Below are 23,946 nucleotides of genomic sequence, written 5' to 3'. Positions count from 1 at the left end.
GTTCAGCACGCTAGGAACAGCGAGGAGTCGATCTCAACGAACTTGCATGGGCTTGCACGCCAATTCGACTGATGCATGGCCCTGTTGACGTCCTGTGACTGCTCGATGATGCTCATGCAAGTCTGAGCAAGCATGTGGACACGGCAGATCAACAGAGATCAACATGGCCGTAAAGTTCGTCGGCATCGACCCCGACACCGACCGCGACCACTGCCCGACAGTGTGGGCGGACCCCGAGGCTCAGGAGATCCTTTTGCAAGGCTGGAAGCCGGACGCCGCAGCGCAGGCCGTCTGTGAGGCGACCTCGCCGGCGAACGGCTCGGTGCCGGAGACCGAGGCGATCATCCGCCCCGGCCCGGATGATCCCGATGATCAGGGTGAGATGCCGTCGAGCGTGCCCACGTTCGCTGAACTCCTCGCCGCCTGCGATCACTGAGTTCACCGAAGACCCAACGCTGATCAAGCATCTCACCGCCGCGTTCGAGGCCGTCTGGGAGCGTGCAACTTCCCACGACCAGTACGACGTTGGCCGGGCCGGTGACCAGAACTAGCGTACTGCCAGGGCCAGTTCATGTCTCCGCACCCGTCATCCAGTGTGCAGCAGGCCCGCGAGACACTGGCGGCACGCCTGCGGGAGCTCCGTCTGGACGCAGGGCTCACGAAGCGTGAGCTGGCCGCGCGGTGTTCCTGGCATGAGTCGAAGTCCGGCCGCATCGAGAACGCCCGGACGCCGCCGTCCGACCAGGACATCCGTGCGTGGTGCGAGGCATGCGGAGCACTCGACCAAGCGCCGGACTTGATCGCCGCGAACCGGCAGTCCGCCGAGATGTACGTCGAGTGGCGACGTCTCCAGCGCACGGGGCTGCGCCGCTTGCAGGAGTCCGGGGCGAGCCTCTACCAGCGCACCCGCCAGTTCAGCGTCTACTGCTCCGATGTCATCCCCGGCTTCCTTCAGACGCCCGGATACGCCGCCGCGCTCCTGAAATCCATCGCGACGTTCCGGGGGACCCCGGACGACGTCACGGAGGCCGTGGAGGCCCGCATACGCCGCAACTCCGTGATCCACGAGGGCGACCACCGGTTCGCGATCGTCCTCGAAGAGTCGGTGCTCCGCCACCAGATCGGCGACGGCGAAACGATGGCTGCCCAACTCGGCCATCTGCTCTCCGTCATGGCGCTGCCGTCCGTCTCTCTGGGCGTGATCCCGTTCGCCACTGAACGGACCATATGGCCCATGGCAACCTTCACGATCTTCGACGGCGAGCGGGTGCATGCCGACTCTCTGGACGCGGCAGCAACCCACGTGCAGCCCAGCACGGTGGAGCTGTACGCACGCGCCTTCGACCGGCTCTCGGCGGGCGCGGTGCGCGGCGCTGCGGCCCGGTCCCTGATCACTGCCGCTCTCGACGCCCTGGACTGAGCCCGACAGCCGCCACACCGAAGGCGAACCCGAGCCTCTTTCCGTTTCGAGCGTGACTGTCCGATAAGCGGTTCGTTACTCCGTGCGAGGCCACGAACGCGTGGCCGAGATCGGAGGGGAACGATGGGGGCCAGTGCATATCCGAAGGAGCGGCTGGAGGAGGCGGCTCGGGGAGCGCGGACGTTGTCGGAGGCGTTGGTGAGGTTGGGGGTGGATCCGAAGAGTTCGACGCGGCACTACATCCGGGAACGGATGAAGTTTCTGGGGGTGGATACCTCGCACTTCGAGAAGGAGCAGGTGAAGTGGACGAAGGAGATCCTCGCGCAGGCGGTTGCGGCCTCGACGAACATGTGCGAGGTGCTGCGCCGACTCGGCGTCGAAGTCGTCGGCGGGCAACACACGCACATCAGCCGGCGGATCAAGGCATATGGCATCGACACCTCGCACTTCCAGGTGCCGACCCAGCGAGGCAAGGCGCGGCGCTCTCGGACGCCGGAAGACCTACTCGTCGAGCAGTCGGCTGCTGACGCCCGACGCATCCAGAGTGATCGCCTCAGGTGGGCGATGACGGCCTCGGGCGTACCAGAGCGATGCGCTCTCTGCGGGATCGAAGCGATCTGGCGAGGCCATCCGCTGCCCCTGGAAGTCGACCACATCGATGGAAACTGGCGCGACAACCGGATCGAGAACCTGCGATTCCTGTGCCCCAACTGCCATTCGACGACAGACAGTTACCGAGGCCGCGGCAAGGTCCGGGTGGGCGGCGTCTCATGAGCGGGGTGCAGTACACCCGTGAACGATTGGTCGAAGCCGCCGCGCAGTGCTCCGACATCGACGAGGTCATCGCCTTCTTCGGTACCCAGCCGTACGACACACTCCGCCGCTACCTCACCAAGCGCTTCGCTCACTTCAACATCGACATCTCGCACTTCAGACCCTGCGGCAGGCAGTGCCGACCCACACGCGACGAGTTGCGCGCGGCAGTCAGCGCGTCCGCGTCCATCGCAGAAGTGCTACGCCGCTTGGAGCGCCCGGACAATTGGAGGCAACGTGCACTGCTGCGCCAGTGGATCACTGAAGAACGTCTCTCAGTCGCGCACTTCCTAGGGCAGGCTCACCAACGAGGCAAGTCACGGCCCGACTGCGCCAAGCGTCCCGAAGACGTCTTGGTGCAACATGACGGCACACAGCGAACCAGGACCGGACTACTCCGTCGGGCGCTTAGCGAAATCGGGGTTCCCGAGGAGTGCGCCGAGTGCGGCATCGGCCCCGAGTGGCTCGGCAAACCGATGACGCTGGAGGTCGATCACATCAACGGGGGCTGGCGCGACGACCGGCACGAGAACCTGCGGCTGCTGTGCCCCAACTGCCACGCAGTCACCAGCACGTGGTGCAGGGGAGGCCGAAGGCAGCGAGCAACTCCCGGTACGATGGCAGGCGGCTAGCGGCGGTGGCGCAATGGCGACGCAGCAGACTTAGGATCTGTGGCCCTTGATCGGGCTTGAGGGTTCGAATCCCTTCCGCCGCACATGAACGGCCTGCGAATCGAAGGAACGATGAGCAGGCCGTTGGCGTATGCGCCTCAGCCCAACAACTCCCGAACCACCGGCACAAGCGCCCGAAACGCCTCCCCCCGATGACTGATCGCGTTCTTCTCCTCAGCGCTCAGCTCCGCACACGTCCGCGTCTCCCCCTCCGGCTGCAGAATCGGGTCGTACCCGAAGCCGTTCGTGCCGACCGGCGCATGCCGCAGCACCCCCCGCAGCTGCCCCTCGACCACCCTCTCCGTGCCGTCCGGGAGGGCGAGCGCCGCCGCACACGCGAAGTGCGCCCCCCGATGCTCATCAGCGATGTCGGCGAGCTGGGCCAGCAGTAGCTCCAGGTTCGCGCGATCGTCCCCATGCCGGCCTGCCCAGCGGGCCGAGAAGATGCCGGGGGCGCCGTTCAGGACGTCGACGCACAGGCCGGAGTCGTCGGCCACGGCGGGCAGGCCCGTGGCCTGGGCGAGGGCATGGGCCTTCAGCAGCGCGTTCTCGGCGAACGTGACGCCCGTTTCCTTGACGTCGGGTACGTCCGGGTAGGCGTCCGCGCCGACCAGGTCGTGGGGCAGGCCTGCGTCGGCGAGGATCGACCTGAGTTCGGTGATCTTTCCGGCGTTGCGGGTGGCGAGGATCAAGCGGGTCATGGGGTCCAGTATTCCGCCCTCGCCGATCGTTGCTTACGGCGTGCAGACCTTCGTCAGTTCGCCGGCCGCGTCCGTGACGGGGCTGATGTCGGGGGTCGCGTCGCCGTTCTTGACGGACGTGCGGACGTTGGTGACGGCGGCGCTCAGGTCGTCGACGGCCTTGTTGACGTCCGCGTTGTCCGTCTTGTCGCCGATCTCGTCGAGGTTCTTCTCGATCGAGTCGAGGGATTCCTGCAGCTGCGTCGGGTCGTTCGACGCGCTCTCCACGGCCTGCTGGAGTTCCGTGACACTGTCGGCGATGGCGTCGGCGGTCTGGACGCAGTCCAGTGCCTTGCCGACGGCGTCACAACCTGTGGTGAGGCCGGCTGTCAGGCCGACGGCCGCCACTGCGGCGACGATGGCGATACGGCGACTACGGCGGCGTCGGCTCGCGGCCATGGATCGGATCCCTCCCGTTGGCAGGCCTTGTCGGCCCGTGCACTGGCCGAGCGTACGGTGGTGTGCCGTACGCCCGTACCCGTAGTGACGCCAGGGCGGTCGGCGGGGTTGCCCGCGGCGGCCGACCTTCTTGGCGCGTCCTTTACTTTTCGAGGACCGTATCAAGTGCCTTGCGCTGGAGGACAGCGAGTTCCGTGCAGCCGGTGACCGCCAGGTCCAGCAGGGCGTTGAGTTCCTCGCGCGCGAAGGGTTCCGCCTCCGCGGTGCCCTGGACCTCGACGAAGCGGCCGTCGCCGGTGCAGACGACGTTCATGTCGGTCTCGGCGCGCACGTCCTCCTCGTAGCAGAGGTCCAGCAAGGGCACTCCTCCCACGATCCCCACCGACACCGCGCTGACCGTGCCGGTCAGCGGCTGGCGACCGGCCTTGATGAGTTTCTTGCCCTGGGCCCAGGAGACGGCGTCGGCGAGCGCGACGTAGGCGCCGGTGATGGCGGCCGTGCGCGTGCCGCCGTCGGCCTGGAGCACGTCGCAGTCCAGGACGATGGTGTTCTCGCCGAGTGCCTTGTAGTCGATGACCGCGCGCAGGGAGCGGCCGATGAGGCGGGAGATCTCGTGCGTACGGCCGCCGATCTTGCCGCGTACGGACTCGCGGTCGCCGCGGGTGTTGGTGGCGCGGGGGAGCATGGAGTACTCGGCGGTGACCCAGCCTTCGCCGCTGCCCTTGCGCCAGCGCGGGACGCCTTCGGTGACGGAGGCGGTGCAGAAGACCTTCGTGTCGCCGAAGGAGACGAGGACGGAGCCCTCGGCGTGCTTGCTCCAGCCGCGTTCGATGGTGACCGGGCGGAGTTGTTCGGGGGTGCGGCCGTCGATTCGAGACATGGCCACGAGCCTAGCCGTACGTGGCGGCGGGCCTGGCCGTCCATGGGGAAGGGGCCCCTCCCGCGGTGGGAAAGGCCCCTCGGAAGTGAGTCGGGCGGCTCACATCATGTCTTCGATCTCCGCGGCGATGGGGTCGGCGTCGGTGCCGATGACGACCTGGATCGCGGTGCCCATCTTGACGACGCCGTGGGCGCCGGCGGCCTTCAGGGCGGCTTCGTCGACCAGCGAGGCGTCGCTGACCTCGGTGCGCAGCCGCGTGATGCAGCCCTCGACCTCTTCGATGTTGTCGATGCCGCCGAGCCCGGCAACGATCTTCTCAGCCTTGCTGGCCATGTTCCTTCTCCCTACGGGTAGCGAAAATCACGGGTTCCTTATACGCCCTTCATCGTGCTACAAACAGGTCTACACCACTGAGTGGTGTAGACCACCACCCGATGGAGGAAGTATGAGCTCCGCCACCGACACGGCGGCCCCCGCGAAGAAGCGGGGATCCGGACTGTTCCAGGGCCTGCAGAAGGTCGGCCGCAGCCTTCAGCTCCCGATCGCCGTGCTTCCGGCGGCGGGTCTCCTGCTCCGACTGGGGCAGGCTGACATCCAGGAGAAGCTGAACCTGCCCGACAAGGTCACGGCGGTGTTCGCCACGGCCGGCGGCGCCATCTTCGACAACCTGCCCATGCTGTTCTGTATCGGTGTCGCGATCGGCTTCGCCAAGAAGTCGGACGGCTCGACCGCGCTGGCCGCGCTGGTCGGCTTCCTGGTCTACAGCAACGTTCTGAAGGCGTTCCCGGTCACCGAGGCGAAGGTCCAGGCCGGCGAGGACATAGCCGCGACCTACAACAACCCCGGCGTCCTCGGCGGCATCATCATGGGTCTGCTGGCCGCCGTGCTGTGGCAGCGCTTCCACCGCACCAGGCTGGTCGACTGGCTCGGCTTCTTCAACGGCCGCCGGCTGGTGCCGATCATCATGGCCTTCGTGGGCACGGTCATGGGTGTCTTCTTCGGCCTGGTCTGGGAGCCGATCGGTGAGGTCATCTCCGACTTCGGCGAGTGGATGACGGGTCTGGGTGCCTTCGGCGCGGGTCTGTTCGGTCTGATCAACCGCGCGCTGATCCCGGTCGGCATGCACCAGTTCGTGAACACCGTCTCCTGGTTCCAGCTCGGTGACTTCACGAACGCGGCGGGCGAGGTCGTCCACGGCGACCTGAACCGCTTCTTCGCCGGTGACCCGACCGCCGGTCAGTTCATGTCGGGCTTCTTCCCGATCATGATGTTCGGTCTGCCGGCCGCCGCGATCGCGATCGCCCACTCCGCCCGTCCCGAGCGCCGCAAGGCCGTGATGGGCATGATGATCTCGCTCGCGCTGACCTCGTTCGTGACCGGTGTGACCGAGCCGATCGAGTTCTCGTTCATGTTCATCGCCCCGGTGCTGTACGCGATCCACGCGGTCCTCACCGCCGTCTCGATGGCGGTCACCTGGGCGTTCGGTGTCCATGCGGGCTTCACCTTCTCCGCGGGCGCCATCGACTACGGCCTCAACTGGAGCCTGGCCACCAAGCCCTGGCTGATCATCCCGATCGGCCTGGTCTTCGCGGTGATCTACTACACCGTCTTCCGCTTCGCCATCACCAAGTTCAACCTCCCCACCCCGGGCCGCGAGCCCGAGGAGGAGGTCGAGGACCTCACCAAGGCGTGAGCAGTCCCTGAAGGGCGGCAGGAGGCCCCCGGAGCCGTCGAGCTCCGGGGGCCTCTGTCAGTCGTACGACCTAGATCTCGTACGTCTGCCTCGGCGCCGCCAGTTCCACCGGGCCGTCGAAGGCCGCGCGGGCGTCGGACAGGTTGGCCTGCGGGTCGGTCCACGGGGGGATGTGGGTGAGGACCAGGCGGCGGGCGCCCGCCCGAGCCGCCGTCTCACCCGCCTCGCGGCCGTTGAGGTGCAGGTCGGGGATGTTCTCCTTGCCGTACGTGAACGCGGCCTCGCACAGGAACAGGTCGGTGTCGCGGGCGAGTTCGTCCAGGGTCGGGGTGACGCCCGTGTCTCCGGAGTACGTCAGCGACCTGCCGGCGTGCTCGACGCGGATGCCGTACGCCTCCACGGGGTGCGCCACGCGCTCGGTGTGCACGGTGAACGGGCCGATCTCGAAGGTGGACGGCTTGACCGTGTGGAAGTCGAAGACCTCGCTCATGGACGAGGCGGTGGGGGTGTCCGCGTAGGCGGTGGTCAGCCGGTGTTCGGTGCCCTCGGGTCCGTAGACGGGAATCGGGTCGCAGCGGCCGCCGTCGTGGCGGTAGTAGCGCGCGACGAAGTACGCGCACATGTCGATGCAGTGGTCGGCGTGCAGATGGCTGAGGAAGATCGCGTCGAGGTCGTAGAGACCGCAGTGGCGCTGCAGCTCGCCCAGGGCACCGTTGCCCATGTCGAGAAGCAGCCGGAAGCCGTCGGCCTCGACGAGGTAGCTCGAGCAGGCCGATTCCGCGGACGGGAACGACCCCGAGCAGCCGACGACGGTGAGCTTCATGGAACAGAAACCTCCGCTGGCGGGAAACGAGAGAAGGGGCTTCGGGGGTCGTGCGGTTCGTCGAGCGTAAGGCGCAAAACCCCGGGTCGCTCCTCCACCAAGGGCTGTTGTGGGCGAACTCACCTGTGGTGTCACCGGTTCGGCTGGTCGCGGGGCGCGTGAGGTGTGAGAGGGGGCGCGCGGTGGCAGGCGCGCCGGTAACGTCGTCCCCATGGACACGTCCTGGTGGCTCGCGCTCGCGGCGGTGGTACTGCTCGCACTCGTCGCCACGCTCGTCGACGGCTGGGGGCGCGGACGGCGTCCGGCGGGGCGGCGGACCCGGCCGCCGGGGCGTGCGGAGGGGCCGGCCGGGCGGGCGCGTGTTCGTCCGGTGCCCGCGGAGATCTGGTGGGCGAGCGTGCCGTTCGAGGAGGGGCCCGGGGAGAAGGACCGGCCGTGTCTGGTGCTGACGGTGCGCGGGCGTCACGCGACCGTCGCGAAGATCACCAGCAAGTACCGGGACGAGCGGTCCGGGGTGATTCCGCTGCCGCCGGGCTCGGTGGGCGACGCGCACGGGCGCGCGAGTTTTCTGGAGACGGACGAGCTGCGGCGGGTGCCGGTGGGGGACTTCCGGCGGCGGGTGGGTGTGGTGGACCCGGTCCTGTGGGACCAGGTCCGTCACCTGGCTACGTAGAGGGGCTTACGCCCAGAGCTGGCCCTGGAGGGTCTCGATGGCCTCTTCGGTGGTGGCCGCCGTGTAGACGCCCGTGGACAGGTACTTCCAGCCGCCGTCGGCGACGACGAACACGATGTCCGCGCTCTCGCCGGCCTTGACGGCCTTGTTGCCGACGCCGATCGCCGCGTGCAGGGCGGCGCCGGTGGAGACGCCCGCGAAGATGCCCTCCTGCTGGAGGAGCTCCCGGGTGCGGGTCACGGCATCCGCGGAGCCGACCGAGAAGCGGGTGGTCAGCACGGAGGCGTCGTACAGCTCGGGTACGAAGCCCTCGTCGAGGTTGCGCAGGCCGTACACCAGGTCGTCGTAGCGCGGTTCGGCGGCGACGATCTTGACGTCCGGCTTGTTCTCGCGGAGGTAGCGGCCGACGCCCATCAGGGTGCCGGTGGTGCCGAGGCCGGCGACGAAGTGCGTGACGGAGGGGAGGTCCGCGAGGATCTCGGGGCCTGTCGTCGCGTAGTGCGCGCCGGCGTTGTCCGGGTTGCCGTACTGGTAGAGCATCACCCAGTCGGGGTGCTCGGCGGCGATCTCCTTGGCGACCCGTACGGCGGTGTTGGAACCGCCCGCGGCCGGGCTGGAGATGATCTCGGCGCCCCACATGCCGAGCAGGTCGCGCCTCTCCTGGGAGGTGTTCTCGGGCATCACGCAGACCATGCGGTAGCCCTTGAGCTTGGCCGCCATGGCCAGGGAGATGCCGGTGTTGCCGGAGGTGGGCTCGAGGATGGTGCAACCCGGGGTCAGGCGGCCGTCCTTCTCCGCCTGCTCGATCATGTGCAGGGCGGGGCGGTCCTTGACCGAGCCGGTCGGGTTGCGGTCCTCCAGCTTGGCCCAGATGCTGACGTCGGCGGACGGCGAGAGCCGCGGCAGGCGCACCAGAGGGGTGTTGCCCACCGCGGCCAGCGGGGAGTCGTAACGCATGGGTGGTCAGGGCCCTCTAGGCCATGCCGCCGGCGACGGCCGGCAGGATGGTCACGTTGTCGCCGTCGGTGAGCTTGGTGTTGATTCCGTCGAGGAAGCGGACGTCCTCGTCGTTGAGGTAGACGTTGACGAAGCGGCGCAGCTGCTCGCCTTCCACGATGCGGGCCTGAATGCCCGCGTGCCGGGTCTCGAGGTCGGCGAAGAGCTCGGCGAGAGTGTCCCCGGTGCCCTCCACCGCCTTCTGGCCGTCGGTGTACTGGCGGAGGATGGTCGGGATGCGGACCTCGATGGCCATGGCTCAGGGCTCCTGTCGGAAGGTGTTCGGGTCGGTGGGCGCGCGGCAGCGCAGTTCAGCAAGGGGTGGTGCGTCTCAGGCGCCGCGGCTCACGGCCGTACGGCGGCAGGGGGCAGCGTCAACAGATGGCGCTGGCGAGCCTGCACAGGTCGACGTGCAGCCGCGCCACGAGCAGCATGCCCGGCGTCTTTTCGCTCACGTCGTGGAAAACCATGGGGTCATCGTATCGATTCCCGGTCCGGGTCCCGATATGTGATCCCACATTCCGGACGATTTTCGGCCGAGGAGTGAGACCGTACAGCTCAGGGCATCGCACGGCTCAGGCCATCGCACGGCTCAGGGACACCGTGGGCTCAGGCGGACTCGCGAAGGACCAACCGGGTCGGCACCACGACCGACGACACGTCCGGTGTGCCGGCCCGCGTGGTGCGGTCGTACAGCAGCCGGGCCATCAGGCGGCCCATGCCCTCGACGTCCTGGTGGACGGTGGTCAGCGGCGGGTCGGTCGACTCGGCGATCTCGGTCAGGTCGTCGAAGCCGACGACGGCCACGTCGTCCGGCACCCGGTGCCCGCGCTCCCGCAGCACCTGCATGGCCCCGGACGCCATGAAGTCCGAGGCGACGAACACGGCGTCCAGGTCGGGGCACCGGTCGAGCAGCGCGGCCATGGCGTCGGCGCCGCCCTGCCGCGTGTAGTCGGCCCTCTCGACCAGGTGGGGTGCGTCCAGGAGGACGTCCCGGTAGCCGGCGAGCCGGTCGACGGCGGAGTTCTCCTGGTCGTACGGGCCGGTGATGGTCGCGATGCGCCGGCGGCCGATCGAGACCAGGTGCTGGACGGCCTGCCGGGCTCCCCCGCGGTTGTCGCCGTCGACGTAGGCGTGTCCGCGCACGGTGTCGCCGTCGCGCAGGAGGGGGCGGCCGCCGAACACGGTGGGCAGGGTGAGCCGGTCGATCATCGCGGGCAGTTGGTCGCCGGGGCGCAGGGAGAACAGCACGGCTCCGTCGACATGGCCGCCGCCGAGGAAGTCGGCCACGCGCGCGTAGTCGTCCGGTTCCTCCAGGAACAGCAGGACGGCCTGCGCGCCGTGCTCCGCGAGTTCTCTGCGGACGCCGCGCAGCAGGAGGTCGAAGAAGGGGTCGAGGAAGAGCCGGTTCTGCGGCTGGGTCGCGACGACGGCGACGGCGTTGGTGCGGTGGGTGACCAGCTGCCGGGCGGCCTGGTTGGGGACGTATCCGAGCTCGGCGATCACTTCCCGGACGCGTTCGACGACCTCCACCCGCACCCTGGGCTCGGCGTTGATCACCCGCGACACCGTGGATTTCGAGACTCCCGCCCGGCGGGCGACATCCTCCAGGGTGGGGCGCCGCCCGTTCGTCCACTGCGTCAACACCATCTCCGATACGGCGAGTTGTCCTGTGGCGTACGACGATCAGTATGCCTCGACGACCTTGACCTCTTCCTCGGTCACCACGCCCTCGACGATGCGGAAGGAGCGGAACTGGAACTCCCCGAGCCCGTCGGTGTCCGCGGTGGAGACGAGGACGTAGTGCGCGCCGGGCTCGTTGGCGTACGAGATGTCGGTGCGGGAGGGGTAGGCCTCGGTCGCGGTGTGGGAGTGGTAGATGATCACCGGCTCCTCGTCGCGGGACCACATCTCCTTGTAGAGCTGGAGGAGCTCGCCGTCGTCGAACTTGTAGAAGGTGGGGGAGCGCTCGGCGTTGAGCATCGGGATGTGGCGCTCGGGCCGGTCGGACTCCTCCGGGCCCGCGATGACGCCGCACGCCTCGTCGGGGTGGTCCGCGCGCGCGTGCGCGACGATCTTGTCGTAGAGATCCCGGGTGATGGTCAGCATGCTGGTCAGGATAAGCAGAAGGACCGTCCCGTACTGAGGAGTGGTACGGGGCGGCCCACATTCCGGACGGACTGACGGGGGACGGTTCAGCCGACCTTGTCGAACTGCGTCTCGCGGCGCTCGGCGATCTGCGGGGTGCGGCTCTTCAGGATCGCCCAGCCGATGCCCAGGGCGGCGGCCCAGCCGGCCATCACGTAGAGGCAGACGCGGGCGTCGGCGTCGTAGGCGATGAGGCCGGTGACGAGGAGCAGGAAGGCGATGGCGACGTAGCTGCACTTCGAGCCGCCCGGCGCCGGGAAGGAGGAGGCGGGCAGGCGGCCCGCCTCGACCGCGCGGCGGTAGAGGACGTGGCTGATCAGGATCATCAGCCAGGTCCAGATGCCGGCGGCGGTGGCGACGGAGGTGACGTAGCCGAAGGCCTTCTCCGGAACGATGTAGTTGAGGATCACGCCGATGCCCATGAAGAGCACGGAGACAAGGATGCCGAAGGCGGGCGTCTTGGTCGACGACAGCTTGCTGAAGGCCTTGGGGGCCTCGCCGCTCTCGGCCAGGTTCCGCAGCATGCGGCCCGTGGAGTACATGCCGGAGTTGCAGGAGGACAGGGCCGCGGTCAGCACGACGAAGTTGACGATGCCGGCGCCGGCCGGGATGCCGATGACCGCGAAGGCCTTCACGAAGGGGCTGACGCCCTCGGAGAACTCGGTCCACTTCACCACGCACAGGATGACGGTGAGGGCGCCGACGTAGAACAGGGCGATGCGCCAGGGCAGGGTGTTGATCGCCTTGGGGAGGGTCTTCTCCGGGTCCTCGGACTCGCCGGCGGTGACACCGACCAGCTCGACGGCGAGGTAGGCGAACATGACGCCCTGCAGGGTCATCAGGGACGAGCCGACGCCCTTGGGGAAGAAGCCGTCGAAGGCCCAGAGGTTGGAGACGGCCGCCGTGTCACCGGCGTTGCTGAAGCCGAGGGTCAGCACGCCCAGACCGATGACGATCATGCCGATGAGGGCGGTGACCTTGACCATCGAGAACCAGAACTCCAGCTCGCCGAAGAGCTTCACGGAGATCAGGTTGACCCCGAAGAGGATCACCAGGAAGACGAGGGCCGTCACCCACCGCGGGATGGACGGGAACCAGTAGTTGACGTAGATCGCTGCGGCGGTGAGCTCCGCCATGCCGGTGACCACCCACATCAGCCAGTACGTCCAGCCGGTGAAGTAGCCGAAGAACGGGCCGAGGAATTCGCGGGAGTACTCCGCGAAGGAGCCCGAGACCGGGCGGTAGAGCAGCAGTTCGCCGAGCGCCCGCATGATGAAGAAGATGATCAGGCCCGCGAGGGCGTACATGACGATCAGGCTGGGTCCGGCCTTGGCGATGTTCGCCCCGGCGCCCAGGAAGAGGCCGACGCCGATGGCGCCGCCGATCGCGATCATCTGGACCTGACGACTGCCGAGCCCGCGTTCGTATCCCTCTTCGGGTGTCTTCTCCGTGTCGACCTGCGCAGAGGTCATGGTGTGGTGCGCCTTTCTCCATGCCGACCCGGGCCTCTCGTCGGCCTCGGATCGGGTCTCGATCCCCCCGGACTGATGGAGTTGGGCGGGTTTCGCGAGCCCGCCCGCGCCTGGCCGGCGATCGACCGGCTCGGTGGCGCACCCGGCCGAACATACGAGTGGTGTTCGCCGGGCGGTCGTGAAGATCTATCACGGCCGCGATATTGAGCACTTGCGCGACTTGTGGCCCAGCGCACAGAGAGAAGCGAACAAAGGCCGGGCAGAGGGGGCATTCATGGCCCCGGCGGTGACGCGATCGTTATCCGGATTTGAGTGTCCGTTGAACGAACGGTCGTCAACCCGACGGGCGGGTCCGGACAGCGCAGAGGGCCCGTCCGCACCACGGATGGTACGGACGGGCCCTCAGGCGTCTGACGGCGGCCGTGGAGACTAGAGCGTCTTGGCGGCCTCCAGGCCGTCCTCCTCGGGGCCCGCACTCACGGCCACGCCGGTCTTCCGGCTCCGGACGAAGTCCAGGAAGGAGTCGAGCTCTCGCTTGACCACCGGGGCCAGCAGGTAGAGGCCGATGATGTTGAAGACCGACAGCAGGAAGAGTGCCGAGTCGGCCAGGCTGATCAGCGAGTCGAGGGTGAGCAGCGAACCCGCGATGACGAACAGGCTCCAGATGGCCTTGAAGGTCGTCTCGCTCGTCTTGCTCTTGCCGAAGAGGTACGACCAGGCCTTGAGGCCGTAGTAGCCCCAGGTCAGCACCGTGGAGAAGGCGAACAGCAGCACCGCGACGGTCAGGACGTGCGGGAACCAGGGCAGCACGGTCTCGAAGGCGTCGGAGGTGATGGTCACGCCGCCGATGCTCTCGCCCTCGCGGGCCTCGGCCCAGCTGGCCGGGTCGGCGATGATGATGGTCAGCGCGGTCATGGTGCAGATGACGACCGTGTCGATGAACGGCTCCAGCAGGGCGACCAGACCCTCGCTCGCGGGGTGCTTGGTCTTGACCGCGGAGTGGGCGATCGGGGCGGAGCCCAGACCGGCCTCGTTGGAGAAGGCGGCCCGCTGGAAACCGACGATCAGGGCGCCGATCACACCGCCCGTGACGCCTTCGGCCTCGAAGGCACCGTTGATGATGGTCTGGAAGGCGTCGGGCACCGCGGTGATGTTGCCCAGGATGACGACCAGGCAGGCCACGACGTACATGGCGGCCATCGCCGGGACGAGCCGGCTGGTGACCGAGGCGATGGAGCGGATACCGCCGAGCAGCACGAGGCCGACCAGCGCGGAGATCACCAGGCCGAAGAGGATGGCGCCGGCGGAGGAGGCCATGAAGCCGTCCTCGCCGCCGGCGGTCGAGGCGACCTGCGCGTAGCTCTGGTTGATCTGGAGCAGGTTGCCGCCGAAGAGGCCGAAGAAGAGGACCATGATCGAGGCGAGGACGGCCAGCACCTTGCCGAACTTGGCGCCGCCGCTGCCGAAGCGCTCGGCGAGGCCCTTGGGCAGGTAGTGCATCGGGCCACCGGAGACGGTGCCGTCCTCGTGCTCCTCGCGGTACTTCACGCCGAGGGTGACCTCGACGAACTTGCTCGCCATGCCGAGCAGACCGCACAGGATCATCCAGAACGTGGCGCCCGGGCCACCGATGGAGACGGCGACGGCGACACCGGCGATGTTGCCGAGGCCGACGGTGCCGGAGACGGCGGCGGTCAGCGCCTGGAAGTGGTTGACCTCACCGACCGAGCCCTCTTCGTCGTACTTTCCGCGCACGGTGTCGAAGGCGAGCTTGAACTTGCGCACCTGGATCAGTCCGAACCAGGTGGTGAAGATCAGGCCCGCGACCACGAGCCAGGCGACGATGAGCGGAAGCTCGGTGTCGCCGAGGGGAACGGCGTAGAAGACGACGTCGGCCACAGCGGTGGCGACGGGTTCGAAGAATCCACTGACGGCATCGTCAATGGATGTGGTGACGGAGTCGAGTGACATCGAGTTACCTCAGAGCGCGGGGGACGTGCTGGCGTGGCGCAGCGGACGCGGTGGGGCCGCGAGCGAATTGCCAGTTCATATCACGCCTATTGCTCGCCCTTGGGTGACGTAAGTCACATAAAACCGGTCCGGCACCCCAAAACCCCAGGAGCGGTGACTGGATCGTTATCCGGATTTGAGCGTCCTCTGAGCGAACATAAAACGGTCACACGACGAGGAAACAACCGTCACGAGTTACGGCAAAAGGGTGGCGACCAGCGTCTCCTGGAGCCCGCCCAGCCACAGATACGCCATCACCATCGGCTTGCGCGGGTCCTCGTCCGGCAGGCGGTAGAGGAGGTCGGTGTCCTCCTCGTCCGTGATTTCCAGCCGGGAGCCGATCGCCAGACGCAGGTCGTTCAGGGCGCTGAGCCACTGCTGGGACTCCTCGGTCGACAGCTTCAGGACCGCACCGCCCTCACCGGCGGAGGCCAGCGCGTCCAGCGAGCGGATCACCGCGAGGGCGTTGTCGCGCTTGCCGGCCCTGAGGTCGTTCTCGGTGTAGCGGCGGAACTCGGCGGAGTACGCCCGCTGCTCCTCGGCCTCCCTGGCCTGCGGGGTGCCCTCGGGGTCGCTGTAGGCGTCCGGGAAGAGGCGCTTGAGGACCGGGTCGGCGGGCGGCTCGCTCGGGCCCTCGGAGAACAGTTCGGCGAGCGGATCGTCGTCGGCGTCCTCGGCGGGGCCGGGGCCGATGAGTTCCAGGAGCTGGACGGCCAGCGACCGGATGATGGAGATCTCGACGTCGTCGAGGGCGACGGCCGCGCCGCCGCCGGGGAGCGGTTCGAAGTGTCCTGGCATCAGGGGGTATCGCTACTTCCGGTCCTGCGGGCGGCTGGGGCGGGTCCGGTCCGGCACCGTGCGGCCGGGCCGGGTCATTTCCGGTCCTGCTGGAGCGTGGCCCACAGACCGTAGCCGTGCATGGCCTGCACGTCGCGTTCCATCTCCTCGCGCGTGCCGCTGGAGACGACCGCCCGGCCCTTGTGGTGGACGTCCAGCATGAGTTTGGTGGCCTTGTCCTTGGAGTACCCGAAGTACGTCTGGAAGACGTAGGTCACATAGCTCATGAGGTTGACCGGGTCGTTGTGGACGATGGTGACCCAGGGGACGTCCGGCTCTGGTACGGCGAAGACCTCCTCCGCCGATTCGGTGCGTTCGATCTCTACGGGAGCGGGTGACGTCACATGGCCCATGCTGCCACGCACGCCATAAATCGTCACACTGACGCGAATGGGGGTAGCATTCCTTGCCATGAACACAGCGGACCTTGGGCTGCCGGTGGACGTTCCCTCGACGGCGCTCTTCACGGACCAGTACGAGCTCACGATGCTGCAAGGCGCCCTGAAGGCGGGCACCGCCGGGCGGCGCAGCGTGTTCGAGGTCTTCACACGGCGGTTGCCGAACGGGCGCCGTTACGGCGTCGTGGCGGGCACCGGCCGCGTGCTGGACGCGGTGGAGAACTTCCGTTTCGACGCGGACGTCCTCGGCTTCCTGCGCGAGCGCGCAATAGTCGACGAGGACACCCTCCAGTGGCTCGCCTCGTACCGCTTCAGCGGTGACATCTGGGGCTACCCCGAGGGCGAGGTGTACTTCCCGGGCTCGCCGATCATGCGGGTCGAGGGCACCTTCGCCGAGTGCGTGCTCCTGGAGACCGTGATCCTGTCGATCCTCAACCACGACTCGGCCATCGCCGCGGCCGCCTCCCGCATGTCCTCCGCCGCCGGAGACCGCCCGCTGGTCGAGATGGGCGCCCGCCGCACCCACGAGCTGTCCGCCGTCGCCGCCGCGCGCGCCGCGTACGTCGGCGGCTTCGCCACCACCTCCGACCTGGCGGCCGGCTTCCGCTACGGCATCCCCACCGTGGGTACCAGCGCCCACGCCTTCACCCTGCTGCACGACCGCGAGCGGGACGCCTTCCAGGCCCAGGTCGACTCGCTGGGCCGGAACACCACGCTGCTCGTGGACACGTACGACGTCACCGAGGCCGTCCGTACGGCCGTGGAGGTCGCCGGGCCCGAGCTGGGCGCCGTGCGGATCGACTCCGGCGATCTGCTGCTGGTCGCGCACCGGGTGCGGCAGCAGCTGGACGAGCTGGGCGCGCGGGACACGAAGATCATCGTGACCTCGGACCTCGACGAGTACGCCATCGCCTCGCTGGCGGCGGCGCCCGTGGACGCGTACGGCGTCGGCACCCAGCTGGTGACCGGCTCCGGGCACCCCACCTGCTCGATGGTCTACAAGCTGGTCGCCCGCGCCGAGTCCACCGACGCCAAGGCCCCGCTGGTGCCGGTGGCGAAGAAGTCGACCGGCGGCAAGACCTCCATCGGCGGTCGCAAGTGGGCCGCGCGCCGGCTGGACGAGTACGGCGCCGCCGAGGCCGAGGTCGTCGGCACCGGGCCCGTCCCGGGCGAGCTGGCCGACCGGCAGCTGCTCGTCGAACTCGTCAAGGGCGGTGAGGTCGTGGCCCGCGAGCCGCTGGACGTCGTACGCGACCGGCACGCGGCCGCCCGCGCCAACCTGCCCCTGTCGGCGACCCAGCTCTCGCGCGGGGAACCGGTCATTCCGACGGAGTACGTACAGGGGCGCTCGGGTAGCTAGGAGGCGTCTGATGGATCGCCGTGGAAGAAGGAGCGGCGCTCGGTGCGTGCTCTCGGCGTGCCGGGCGGAAGTCCTCGTCGCCGAGCTACTAGGGCTTTCGTCCGGTGCGGCGAGAGTGCGTGCCGGGCGCCGCGACGCCGCGGAGATCCATCAGACGCCCCCTAGTGCTGGTGCCCGCGTTCACGCGCCCCGTGGCGCCCCCTCCCATCCGGCCGCCGAAGTCAATAGGCTCGGAAGTTCACCGGCCGGGCCCGCAGCACCCTTCACCCCCGACCCCATAGTCGAAGGACACCGACCATGCGCCGCGCCTTGATCGTCGTTGACGTGCAGAACGACTTCTGCGAGGGGGGCAGCCTCGCGGTGGCCGGGGGTGCCGATGTGGCCGCCGCCGTCACCGAGTTGATCGGGCAGGCGGCCGGCTCCGGCTACCAGCACGTCGTGGCCACCCGCGACCACCACATCGCCCCCGGCGGTCACTTCGCCGACAACCCCGACTACGTCCGCTCCTGGCCCGCGCACTGCGTCGCCGGCACCGAAGGCGTGGGCTTCCACCCGAACTTCGCTCCCGCGGTCGCCTCCGGCGCGATCGACGCCGTCTTCGACAAGGGGGCGTACGCGGCGGCGTACAGCGGATTCGAGGGCGCCGACGAGAACGGGATGCCCCTGGCCGACTGGCTGCGGGCCCGGCAGGTCGAGGAGGTGGACGTGGTCGGGATCGCGACCGACCACTGTGTCCGGGCCACCGCCCTGGACGCCGTACGGGAGGGCTTCCGCACGCACGTGCTGCTCGACCTCACCGCCGGGGTGGCCGGGGAGTCCACCGAGCGGGCGCTGGAGGAGATGCGGGAGGCGGGCGTGGCGCTCTCCGGGAAGCCCGTGGTCGCCTAGGGCGTGTCTTCAGGGGCCTGTCCGGGCCTGCACGGCCCACCCGGCCCGAGGGCTCACGCCGGGGCCGCCGGGCGTCTCAGCAGCGCCCTGATCGGCTGCCACAGCTCCTGGACGAGCTCCGGGCCGCCGATGCCGTTGTCGGGTGCCGTACGCCATATGAGGCCGTCGGGGTGGTGCAGGACCGCGGTGATCTCGTCCGGGGTCGGCGGCGCGGCGTTGCCCCGCAGGTACACGGCCCGCATGCCCAGGTTGCGCAGCCTGGTCAGGGCCCGCGCCCGGTTCTGGGCGTGCACGAGCACGCGGACGCTGCCCGTGCCGTGGGTCGTGGGGCTGGGCAGGTTCAGCGCCACCACCACACTGCCTGTCGGCAGCTTGCAGAAACCTCCTGCGGCCATGCGGTCACTTCCCCGTGCGAGTCGGCGTCGATGTCGGTGTCAATAAGCGAGGCACAGGACGCACCTAAACACGATCGGCGGCAACTCGCCAGAGGGTCCTTGACGATAAGCCTCTGACCTGCGGGAATGCCGTCTACTCTACAGACGGCCCGATCCGCACCATGATCGTCAAGCCGTCCGGAGGCCCCTTAATGATCTTGATCGGGAGGTCGGTGTCAGTGACGCCGACGCCCGCGAGGGTTCATTTCCCGGACGCGTGACGGCCACCCGAACAGGCGCGCGGATCCGTCCACTTGGTGGACGCCATGAACCTGTGCGCCCCCCGTGCACCGGCACTGTTGGTCAGGTCACGCTTACCGTTCGTTCCACTCGGGCATGCAGGCGATTAGAGTCGATCGGCGGAACGCCCCGAAAACGGCGGAAAGCCAGGCCGACACCCCCGTGGACCCCCACTTCCGAGGACACGATTGCCATGCCTCGTCCGACTGCCGCACAGCTCGCCTACGGCTCCTGCACCGTGATCTTCTCGACGCTCGCCATGCTGCTGCTGTCACAGACGAGTTCGGGTGTGGGGATCGCGGTCATCGCCGTCGCGGCGCTCGCCCTCGGGCTTCTGGTCGCCATGACGGCCCCGGCACCGAAGGCCCGCCGCCTGGTCGCGGTGCGGCAGCCCGCCGCACGGGAGGCGGAGAAGGCGGAAGCACCCGTGCCGGCCTCCATCGCCGCGGTGGCGTCCGAGCCCGTGCACGAGCGCGCTGCTTCCTGAAGCCCACTCGGCCCTGATCGTCAGTTGGTGCTGACCACCACCGTCTTGGCCGCCTTGTCGTGCAGGCCCTGCTTGTAGGGCCTGTCGAAGAAGCTCCAGCCGCCCGAGATCGCGGTCCAGATGCAGGCGCAGCAGAACGCGAACGGAATCCACAGCACCGCCGAGCGGATCAACGTGCTCTGCACGGAGGGCGTGGCACCGTCGTCGAGGTTCGCCACCCGCATGCCCAGCCACTTCTTGCCGAGCGTCTGACCCGACTTGGTGATCATGAAGGTGTCGTACGCGATGTAGAGCACGGCGGCGACCAGCGACTGCCCGAGGGACCTGCCGTAGTCGACCTCTTCGGTGTCCACGTCGTACTCGTTGACGCCGAAGCCCCAGGTGAGCAGCCAGACCACGACGCCCACGAGGATCATGTCGATGATCCGGGCGAGCGTGCGCTTGCCGCTGTCCGCCATCGGCGGCATGCCCGCGAGCGGGTCGCCGGGGTACCCGCCACCGCCGTAGGGGGCACCGCCATAGGGGCCGCCGCCCTGGCCCGGCGGGGGCTGGCCGCCGTAGGGCGGTGGCTGACCGCCGTACGGCGAACCCGAGCCCCCGGCCGGCGGGGGCTGCTTCCTGAACGGATCGTCTTCCGGTGGCTGCTGACCGGAGCCGGGAGGCGGTTCACTGCTCATGGCCCGAGTCGACCGCGAACACCCCGGCTCCGCATCCGGCGAGCGGCCGTCCGGGGTACCGAATTCCTTACGTCTTCTGCGGTACGCCCTCAGCCCGCCACGAACGTATGCGCGACCTTGTCGTGCCAGCACTGGTGCCACGGCCTGTCGAACAGGCCCCACAGGACACCCACGACACCGACGGCGAGCAGTCCGGGCACGCTGTAGACGAGCCAGCGGCGCAGGGCCGCGCCGAAGGACGGGGGCTCGTGGGCCTCGATGTCGCGCACCTCCAGACCGAGCAGCTTCTTGCCGAGGGTGCGGCCCCATTTGGCGGTGGGCAGCGCCTCGGAGAGGACGCCGGCGAGGAGCAGGACGGCGAGGACGATGCCCAGGTACACGGAGGTCGTGCCGTCGAGCAGCCAGACCGTGACCGTCTCGCCGGACAGCTTGGCCGCGTCGATCTTGTCGTTGACGTGGTCGATCGCCTTGATGCCGAGCGGTACGCCGGCCACGGCGGTGACGGCTCCGAGGACGAGGGAGTCCACCAGGCGGGCGGCCAGTCGCTTGCCGAGGCTCGCGGGGCGGGCGGAGGCCTGGCGGCGTGCGGCCGCCTGGAAGATGTCCTCGACCGGTGGCTTCCAGGGCGTGACGGGCTGCTCGTCGTCGGACGCGCCCGCGAGCCGGTGCACCTGCTGCGCCCAGGACGGCTGACCGCCGCCGGGTCCGCTCGTCACCGGGGTGGCGGCGTTCGGGGCGTTCGGGGCGGGGGCGGCGGGCTGCGGGCCGCCGGACTGCTGGGGCACGCTCGGGGCGGCCGCCTGCTGCTGCGGGCCGGCCGCCGGGGGCGCCTGTTGCGGGCCGGAGAGGGCGGCGGAGGCGGGGGCCTGGGCGGCTGCCGCGCGGGCCGCGGCGGCCTTTCCGGCGCCGAAGCCGGGGGCACCGGGAGTGCCGGCCGCGGACTGTGCGCCTCCGGTGCCCGGCCCGCCCGTACTCCCCTGCTGCGCCGTGCGCGGGGAGAGCGCGCGGAAGGTCATGGTGCCGTCGTCGGACCTGGGGCCACCGGGGGTTCCCGAGCCGGAGCGGTCGGCGCCGCCCGGCGCTCCCCCGGGCCCGGCCGCGGGCCTGCGGAAGACGAACGTGTTACCGGCGGCGGCGTCGCCCGCGTCCGGCTCGGCGGGCGGGATCGTCGCCGTGCCGTCCGTACGCGTGGAGCGGCCGTCGGGCTGGGCGGGACCGTCGGCGGGGTCCGCCGGGCGCGGCACCCTCGGGTCGGCGCCCTGCGGGGCTCCCTGAGCGCCCTGGGCTCCCTGTGGAGCGTCTTGCGGGGAGCCCCAGGACACCCGGCGGTCCTGGTCGCCGCCGAATCCCGTCTGGCGGGAGCGGTCGGCGCCCCAGGCGGACGCGGGCTCGGGCCGGCTGCCGTGCTGGGCATCGGCGGACGCGCCGGGCGTGCCGGGTTCGTCGGCCGGGTCCTCGTCGAAGAAGTGCGGGCCCGTCTCCTCGACCGGTGCCGCGGCCTGGCCCGGCTGGGCGCCGGGCGGCGGGGCGAGCGGTTCGCCGTCCGCCGGTGCCGGACGGCTGGTGCCCGGAATCCAGGAGGCACCGTTCCAGTACCGGACATATCCAGGAATGGACGGGTCCGGGTAATACCCTTCGCGGGGCCTGTCGTCACCGGGGGCCGGGGTTGGGGCGCTCATGTCCGTCGTCCCGTATCTGCTCGGGGGTCAAATGGGGGCCTCCACATCTATCAGACCGGCGCAACAACCACCGCCAGTCCCGCGGGACCCACCCCTTTCCGGGCAACCTCTTCCACGTACTTCTCACGTTCTGGAACGTCTCCGGAAGCTCTCCGGAACCTCTCCGCAACGCCTCTCGCAGCGGCCGCCGAAAAAACTTCCGAGAACCCGCGTAATGCTTCCGGCCCCGCCCCCTCTCCACTCGTACGGGCCCACCGCGGGCCCCGCGACCAACACGGGAGAGGAACGCACGCCATGCACTACACCGTTGTCGAGCGCGAACTGGAGCTCAGACTCGTCCTGTCGCCGGAGCGCGGCATCCCGGTCCCGGCCCGGCTCGCCTACCGCTCGGACGACCCGTTCGCCGTCCACATCACCTTCCACATCAACTCCGACCACCCGGTGCACTGGACGTTCTCCCGCGACCTCCTGGTGGAGGGAGTGTTCCGGCCGTGCGGGCACGGCGACGTGCGGGTGTGGCCGGCCAAGGCGGAGGGCCGCAGCGTCGTCCTGATGGCGCTGAGTTCACCTGAGGGTGACGCCCTGCTCGAGGCCCCCGCCGCCCAGGTGTCCGCCTGGCTGGAGCGGACACTGCGGGTGGTGCCGCCGGGGGCTGAGGGCGAGCAGCTCGGTATCGACGACGAGCTTGACGAGCTGCTCGCCCGGTGACCGGCCCGGGACGCGGCGATCAGAAAAGCTTGCCCGGGTTCAGGATGCCCAGCGGGTCGAAGGCCGCCTTGATCGCCCGCTGCATCTCCACGCCCACCGGGCCGATCTCGCGGGCCAGCCACTCCTTCTTCAGGACGCCCACGCCGTGCTCGCCGGTGATCGTGCCACCGAGTTCCAGGCCGAGGGCCATGATCTCGTCGAAGGACTCCCGGGCGCGCCGGGACTCGTCGGGGTCCGCCGCGTCGAAGCAGACCGTCGGGTGGGTGTTGCCGTCGCCGGCGTGGGCGACGACGCCGATGGTGAGCTGGTGCTTCTCGGCGATCCGCTCGGTTCCCTCGAGCAACTCGCCGAGCCTGGAGCGGGGCACGCACACGTCGTCGATCATGGTCGTGCCCTTGACCGCCTCAAGCGCGGTGAGCGACAGCCGCCGCGCCTGGAGGAGCAGTTCGGACTCGGCCGCGTCGTCGGCCGGGACGACCTGGGTGGCGCCGGCGGCCTCGCACAGCGCGCCGACGGCGGCGAGGTCGGCGGCCGGGTCCGCGGTGTCGAAGGCGGCCAGGAGGAGGGCCTCGGTGGTCTCCGGGAGCCCCATGTGGGCCAGGTCGTTGACCGCCTTCACCGTCGTACGGTCCATCAGTTCGAGGAGGGACGGCACGTGGCCGCCCGCCATGATCCGGCACACGGCGTCGCAGGCGGCGGCCCCGGACGCGAACTCGGCGGCCAGCACCAGCTGCTCGGGCGGCTGCGGCTTGAGGGCCAGGGTCGCCCGTACGACGATCCCGAGCGAGCCCTCGGAGCCGACGAACAGGCGGGTCAGGTCGTATCCGGCGACGCCTTTGGCCGTACGGCGGCCGGTGGACATGAGCCGTCCGTCGGCGAGGACGACGTCCAGGCCGAGGACGTACTCGGCCGTCACCCCGTACTTCACACAGCACAGGCCGCCGGAGGCGGTGCCGATGTTGCCGCCGATGGTGCACATCTCCCAGCTGGAGGGGTCGGGAGGGTAGTAGAGGCCGTGTTCGTTGACCGCGCGGGACAGGGCCGCGTTGATGACGCCGGGCTCGACGACGGCGATGCGGTCGACCGGGTTGATCTCCAGGATCCGGTCCATCTTCGTCAGGGACAGCACGATGCAGCCGTCGGAGGCGTTGGCCGCGCCCGACAGGCCCGTGCGGGCGCCCTGCGGGACGACCGGGACGAGCAGTTCGGTGGCGGTGCGCATGACGTGCTGGACCTCTTCGACCGAGCGCGGGAGGACGACCACGGCGGGGGCGCCGGCCGGGCAGAAGCTGGCCATGTCGTTGGCGTAGGAGGCCGTGATGTCCGGGTCGGTGAGGACGGCCTCGGCGGGCAGAGCGGCCAGCAGGCGGTCGACGAGGTTGCCGGTCACTTCGTCACGAGGCGCTTCGATACGGCTCATGATCACAGGTTCGCACCCGGGGCCATCGGTGTGAACCCCGTCTGCGCCGGCCGCAGTATGCCGGGGCGCGGTCGTCGTAC

The 23,946-nt window shown here is 69.4% G+C and carries 28 protein-coding genes and 1 tRNA gene; 11 read left to right on the top strand and 18 right to left on the bottom strand.

Annotated elements, in window-relative coordinates:
• Positions 1 to 163 precede the first annotated feature (163 nt).
• The 5 genes from ABT063_RS21030 to ABT063_RS21010 all read left to right on the top strand — a co-directional run bounded on the left by ABT063_RS21030 (position 164) and on the right by ABT063_RS21010 (position 2,948).
• Entirely contained in the window at positions 164 to 436 is a 273-nt protein-coding gene (locus tag ABT063_RS21030) for a hypothetical protein (RefSeq protein WP_502990850.1), read from the top strand.
• Between the two features lie 135 nt (positions 437 to 571).
• Positions 572 to 1,420, top strand: a complete 849-nt coding sequence (locus ABT063_RS21025; protein ID WP_351058873.1) for a helix-turn-helix domain-containing protein — start codon at positions 572 to 574, stop codon at positions 1,418 to 1,420.
• Between the two features lie 123 nt (positions 1,421 to 1,543).
• The gene (locus ABT063_RS21020; RefSeq protein WP_351058872.1) at positions 1,544 to 2,194 is read left to right on the top strand and encodes an HNH endonuclease signature motif containing protein; all 651 of its coding nucleotides are present in this window, start codon (positions 1,544 to 1,546) and stop codon (positions 2,192 to 2,194) included.
• A complete protein-coding gene (locus ABT063_RS21015; RefSeq protein ID WP_351058871.1) occupies positions 2,191 to 2,865 on the top strand; it encodes an HNH endonuclease in 675 nt (224 codons plus the stop codon). The genes ABT063_RS21020 and ABT063_RS21015 overlap by 4 nt, the downstream gene beginning before the upstream one ends.
• Positions 2,865 to 2,948 (top strand) — tRNA-Leu (locus tag ABT063_RS21010). The genes ABT063_RS21015 and ABT063_RS21010 overlap by 1 nt, the downstream gene beginning before the upstream one ends.
• Positions 2,949 to 3,002: 54 nt before the next feature.
• Here the strand turns inward: ABT063_RS21010 and rdgB are convergent.
• The 4 genes from rdgB to ABT063_RS20990 form a co-directional block, all read right to left on the bottom strand.
• On the bottom strand, positions 3,003 to 3,605 hold the full coding sequence (gene rdgB / locus ABT063_RS21005; protein WP_351058870.1) for an RdgB/HAM1 family non-canonical purine NTP pyrophosphatase: 603 nt from the start codon (positions 3,603 to 3,605) through the stop codon (positions 3,003 to 3,005).
• 33 nt (positions 3,606 to 3,638) lie between these two features.
• On the bottom strand, positions 3,639 to 4,043 hold the full coding sequence (locus ABT063_RS21000; RefSeq protein ID WP_351058869.1) for a hypothetical protein: 405 nt from the start codon (positions 4,041 to 4,043) through the stop codon (positions 3,639 to 3,641).
• A 142-nt stretch (positions 4,044 to 4,185) separates the two neighbouring features.
• Positions 4,186 to 4,923 carry a ribonuclease PH gene (rph, locus tag ABT063_RS20995; protein WP_351058868.1) on the bottom strand — a complete coding sequence of 246 codons (738 nt, stop codon included), beginning with the start codon at positions 4,921 to 4,923 and terminating at the stop codon, positions 4,186 to 4,188.
• A gap of 99 nt (positions 4,924 to 5,022) precedes the next feature.
• Positions 5,023 to 5,256, bottom strand: coding sequence for a PTS sugar transporter subunit IIB (locus tag ABT063_RS20990; RefSeq protein WP_093720813.1), 234 nt, complete (start codon positions 5,254 to 5,256; stop codon positions 5,023 to 5,025).
• 112 nt (positions 5,257 to 5,368) lie between these two features.
• Between ABT063_RS20990 and ABT063_RS20985 the strand changes: the two genes are divergently transcribed.
• Complete coding sequence (locus ABT063_RS20985; protein ID WP_351058867.1) at positions 5,369 to 6,616, top strand: PTS transporter subunit EIIC; 1,248 nt, start codon at positions 5,369 to 5,371, stop codon at positions 6,614 to 6,616.
• A gap of 70 nt (positions 6,617 to 6,686) precedes the next feature.
• Here the strand turns inward: ABT063_RS20985 and ABT063_RS20980 are convergent, their stop codons facing one another.
• On the bottom strand, positions 6,687 to 7,439 hold the full coding sequence (locus ABT063_RS20980) for an MBL fold metallo-hydrolase (RefSeq protein ID WP_351058866.1): 753 nt from the start codon (positions 7,437 to 7,439) through the stop codon (positions 6,687 to 6,689).
• A gap of 211 nt (positions 7,440 to 7,650) precedes the next feature.
• On the opposite strand from ABT063_RS20980, the gene ABT063_RS20975 reads away from it, so the two are divergent.
• Positions 7,651 to 8,112 carry a type II toxin-antitoxin system PemK/MazF family toxin gene (locus tag ABT063_RS20975; protein WP_351058865.1) on the top strand — a complete coding sequence of 154 codons (462 nt, stop codon included), beginning with the start codon at positions 7,651 to 7,653 and terminating at the stop codon, positions 8,110 to 8,112.
• 6 nt (positions 8,113 to 8,118) lie between these two features.
• Here ABT063_RS20975 and ABT063_RS20970 read toward each other — a convergent pair whose 3' ends face one another.
• From ABT063_RS20970 to clpS, 9 genes are all read right to left on the bottom strand, one after another.
• On the bottom strand, positions 8,119 to 9,069 hold the full coding sequence (locus ABT063_RS20970) for a PLP-dependent cysteine synthase family protein (protein WP_351058864.1): 951 nt from the start codon (positions 9,067 to 9,069) through the stop codon (positions 8,119 to 8,121).
• Between the two features lie 16 nt (positions 9,070 to 9,085).
• Positions 9,086 to 9,364: a MoaD/ThiS family protein gene (locus ABT063_RS20965; protein WP_351058863.1), complete on the bottom strand. Its 279-nt coding sequence runs from the start codon at positions 9,362 to 9,364 to the stop codon at positions 9,086 to 9,088.
• Positions 9,365 to 9,482: 118 nt separating this feature from the next.
• Positions 9,483 to 9,578, bottom strand: coding sequence for a putative leader peptide (locus ABT063_RS20960; protein WP_316959376.1), 96 nt, complete (start codon positions 9,576 to 9,578; stop codon positions 9,483 to 9,485).
• Positions 9,579 to 9,717: 139 nt separating this feature from the next.
• Positions 9,718 to 10,758 (bottom strand): LacI family DNA-binding transcriptional regulator, encoded by a 1,041-nt coding sequence (locus ABT063_RS20955; RefSeq protein WP_351058862.1) that lies wholly within the window; start codon positions 10,756 to 10,758, stop codon positions 9,718 to 9,720.
• Between the two features lie 36 nt (positions 10,759 to 10,794).
• The gene (locus ABT063_RS20950; RefSeq protein ID WP_351058861.1) at positions 10,795 to 11,217 is read right to left on the bottom strand and encodes a M67 family metallopeptidase; all 423 of its coding nucleotides are present in this window, start codon (positions 11,215 to 11,217) and stop codon (positions 10,795 to 10,797) included.
• Between the two features lie 86 nt (positions 11,218 to 11,303).
• Complete coding sequence (locus ABT063_RS20945) at positions 11,304 to 12,728, bottom strand: amino acid permease (RefSeq protein ID WP_351058860.1); 1,425 nt, start codon at positions 12,726 to 12,728, stop codon at positions 11,304 to 11,306.
• A gap of 429 nt (positions 12,729 to 13,157) precedes the next feature.
• Positions 13,158 to 14,699, bottom strand: coding sequence for an alanine/glycine:cation symporter family protein (locus ABT063_RS20940; RefSeq protein WP_351058859.1), 1,542 nt, complete (start codon positions 14,697 to 14,699; stop codon positions 13,158 to 13,160).
• Between the two features lie 234 nt (positions 14,700 to 14,933).
• Complete coding sequence (locus ABT063_RS20935; protein WP_351058858.1) at positions 14,934 to 15,536, bottom strand: DUF2017 domain-containing protein; 603 nt, start codon at positions 15,534 to 15,536, stop codon at positions 14,934 to 14,936.
• A gap of 74 nt (positions 15,537 to 15,610) precedes the next feature.
• A complete protein-coding gene (gene clpS, locus ABT063_RS20930) occupies positions 15,611 to 15,928 on the bottom strand; it encodes an ATP-dependent Clp protease adapter ClpS (protein WP_095754611.1) in 318 nt (105 codons plus the stop codon).
• 58 nt (positions 15,929 to 15,986) lie between these two features.
• Here clpS and ABT063_RS20925 point away from each other — a divergent pair, with 58 nt between their 5' ends.
• Together ABT063_RS20925 and ABT063_RS20920 are read left to right on the top strand one after the other, a co-directional pair.
• Positions 15,987 to 17,333 carry a nicotinate phosphoribosyltransferase gene (locus tag ABT063_RS20925; protein ID WP_351058856.1) on the top strand — a complete coding sequence of 449 codons (1,347 nt, stop codon included), beginning with the start codon at positions 15,987 to 15,989 and terminating at the stop codon, positions 17,331 to 17,333.
• Between the two features lie 297 nt (positions 17,334 to 17,630).
• Entirely contained in the window at positions 17,631 to 18,221 is a 591-nt protein-coding gene (locus ABT063_RS20920) for an isochorismatase family protein (protein WP_351058855.1), read from the top strand.
• 53 nt (positions 18,222 to 18,274) lie between these two features.
• Here ABT063_RS20920 and ABT063_RS20915 read toward each other — a convergent pair whose 3' ends face one another.
• The gene (locus ABT063_RS20915; protein ID WP_351058854.1) at positions 18,275 to 18,616 is read right to left on the bottom strand and encodes a hypothetical protein; all 342 of its coding nucleotides are present in this window, start codon (positions 18,614 to 18,616) and stop codon (positions 18,275 to 18,277) included.
• Positions 18,617 to 19,088: 472 nt separating this feature from the next.
• Between ABT063_RS20915 and ABT063_RS20910 the strand changes: the two genes are divergently transcribed.
• Positions 19,089 to 19,382, top strand: coding sequence for a hypothetical protein (locus ABT063_RS20910; protein WP_351058853.1), 294 nt, complete (start codon positions 19,089 to 19,091; stop codon positions 19,380 to 19,382).
• A 20-nt stretch (positions 19,383 to 19,402) separates the two neighbouring features.
• Here ABT063_RS20910 and ABT063_RS20905 read toward each other — a convergent pair whose 3' ends face one another.
• Both ABT063_RS20905 and ABT063_RS20900 read right to left on the bottom strand, forming a co-directional pair.
• Positions 19,403 to 20,059 carry an RDD family protein gene (locus tag ABT063_RS20905; protein WP_351058852.1) on the bottom strand — a complete coding sequence of 219 codons (657 nt, stop codon included), beginning with the start codon at positions 20,057 to 20,059 and terminating at the stop codon, positions 19,403 to 19,405.
• A gap of 89 nt (positions 20,060 to 20,148) precedes the next feature.
• Positions 20,149 to 21,738, bottom strand: a complete 1,590-nt coding sequence (locus tag ABT063_RS20900) for an RDD family protein (RefSeq protein ID WP_351058851.1) — start codon at positions 21,736 to 21,738, stop codon at positions 20,149 to 20,151.
• Positions 21,739 to 22,032: 294 nt separating this feature from the next.
• Between ABT063_RS20900 and ABT063_RS20895 the strand changes: the two genes are divergently transcribed.
• Positions 22,033 to 22,446, top strand: coding sequence for an SsgA family sporulation/cell division regulator (locus ABT063_RS20895; RefSeq protein WP_351058850.1), 414 nt, complete (start codon positions 22,033 to 22,035; stop codon positions 22,444 to 22,446).
• A gap of 19 nt (positions 22,447 to 22,465) precedes the next feature.
• Here ABT063_RS20895 and ABT063_RS20890 read toward each other — a convergent pair whose 3' ends face one another.
• Positions 22,466 to 23,872, bottom strand: a complete 1,407-nt coding sequence (locus ABT063_RS20890) for an FAD-binding oxidoreductase (protein ID WP_351058849.1) — start codon at positions 23,870 to 23,872, stop codon at positions 22,466 to 22,468.
• Between the last annotated feature and the right edge of the window lie 74 nt (positions 23,873 to 23,946).

Origin of the sequence: Streptomyces sp. NPDC002838 (genome assembly GCF_040295365.1) — a bacterium.
Taxonomy (GTDB): Bacteria; Actinomycetota; Actinomycetes; order Streptomycetales; family Streptomycetaceae; genus Streptomyces.
The sequence above is the reverse complement of the archived record's forward strand: the minus strand, read 5'-3'. Positions and strand labels throughout refer to the sequence as shown.

Coding starts and splice junctions, on each gene's coding strand:
- ABT063_RS20910 (WP_351058853.1), top strand. CDS start 19,089: ATGCCTCGTCCGACTGCCGCACAGCTCGCCTACGGCTCCTGCACCGTG.
- ABT063_RS20895 (WP_351058850.1), top strand. CDS start 22,033: ATGCACTACACCGTTGTCGAGCGCGAACTGGAGCTCAGACTCGTCCTG.
- ABT063_RS20905 (WP_351058852.1), bottom strand. CDS start 20,059: ATGAGCAGTGAACCGCCTCCCGGCTCCGGTCAGCAGCCACCGGAAGAC.
- ABT063_RS20915 (WP_351058854.1), bottom strand. CDS start 18,616: ATGGCCGCAGGAGGTTTCTGCAAGCTGCCGACAGGCAGTGTGGTGGTG.
- ABT063_RS20935 (WP_351058858.1), bottom strand. CDS start 15,536: ATGCCAGGACACTTCGAACCGCTCCCCGGCGGCGGCGCGGCCGTCGCC.
- ABT063_RS20925 (WP_351058856.1), top strand. CDS start 15,987: ATGAACACAGCGGACCTTGGGCTGCCGGTGGACGTTCCCTCGACGGCG.
- ABT063_RS20955 (WP_351058862.1), bottom strand. CDS start 10,758: ATGGTGTTGACGCAGTGGACGAACGGGCGGCGCCCCACCCTGGAGGAT.
- ABT063_RS20970 (WP_351058864.1), bottom strand. CDS start 9,069: ATGCGTTACGACTCCCCGCTGGCCGCGGTGGGCAACACCCCTCTGGTG.
- ABT063_RS20985 (WP_351058867.1), top strand. CDS start 5,369: ATGAGCTCCGCCACCGACACGGCGGCCCCCGCGAAGAAGCGGGGATCC.
- ABT063_RS21015 (WP_351058871.1), top strand. CDS start 2,191: ATGAGCGGGGTGCAGTACACCCGTGAACGATTGGTCGAAGCCGCCGCG.
- ABT063_RS20975 (WP_351058865.1), top strand. CDS start 7,651: ATGGACACGTCCTGGTGGCTCGCGCTCGCGGCGGTGGTACTGCTCGCA.
- ABT063_RS20900 (WP_351058851.1), bottom strand. CDS start 21,738: ATGAGCGCCCCAACCCCGGCCCCCGGTGACGACAGGCCCCGCGAAGGG.
- clpS (WP_095754611.1), bottom strand. CDS start 15,928: ATGGGCCATGTGACGTCACCCGCTCCCGTAGAGATCGAACGCACCGAA.
- ABT063_RS20980 (WP_351058866.1), bottom strand. CDS start 7,439: ATGAAGCTCACCGTCGTCGGCTGCTCGGGGTCGTTCCCGTCCGCGGAA.
- rdgB (WP_351058870.1), bottom strand. CDS start 3,605: ATGACCCGCTTGATCCTCGCCACCCGCAACGCCGGAAAGATCACCGAA.
- ABT063_RS20990 (WP_093720813.1), bottom strand. CDS start 5,256: ATGGCCAGCAAGGCTGAGAAGATCGTTGCCGGGCTCGGCGGCATCGAC.
- ABT063_RS21020 (WP_351058872.1), top strand. CDS start 1,544: ATGGGGGCCAGTGCATATCCGAAGGAGCGGCTGGAGGAGGCGGCTCGG.
- ABT063_RS20945 (WP_351058860.1), bottom strand. CDS start 12,728: ATGACCTCTGCGCAGGTCGACACGGAGAAGACACCCGAAGAGGGATAC.
- ABT063_RS21000 (WP_351058869.1), bottom strand. CDS start 4,043: ATGGCCGCGAGCCGACGCCGCCGTAGTCGCCGTATCGCCATCGTCGCC.
- ABT063_RS20965 (WP_351058863.1), bottom strand. CDS start 9,364: ATGGCCATCGAGGTCCGCATCCCGACCATCCTCCGCCAGTACACCGAC.
- ABT063_RS20920 (WP_351058855.1), top strand. CDS start 17,631: ATGCGCCGCGCCTTGATCGTCGTTGACGTGCAGAACGACTTCTGCGAG.
- rph (WP_351058868.1), bottom strand. CDS start 4,923: ATGTCTCGAATCGACGGCCGCACCCCCGAACAACTCCGCCCGGTCACC.
- ABT063_RS20960 (WP_316959376.1), bottom strand. CDS start 9,578: ATGGTTTTCCACGACGTGAGCGAAAAGACGCCGGGCATGCTGCTCGTG.
- ABT063_RS21030 (WP_502990850.1), top strand. CDS start 164: ATGGCCGTAAAGTTCGTCGGCATCGACCCCGACACCGACCGCGACCAC.
- ABT063_RS21025 (WP_351058873.1), top strand. CDS start 572: ATGTCTCCGCACCCGTCATCCAGTGTGCAGCAGGCCCGCGAGACACTG.
- ABT063_RS20950 (WP_351058861.1), bottom strand. CDS start 11,217: ATGCTGACCATCACCCGGGATCTCTACGACAAGATCGTCGCGCACGCG.
- ABT063_RS20940 (WP_351058859.1), bottom strand. CDS start 14,699: ATGTCACTCGACTCCGTCACCACATCCATTGACGATGCCGTCAGTGGA.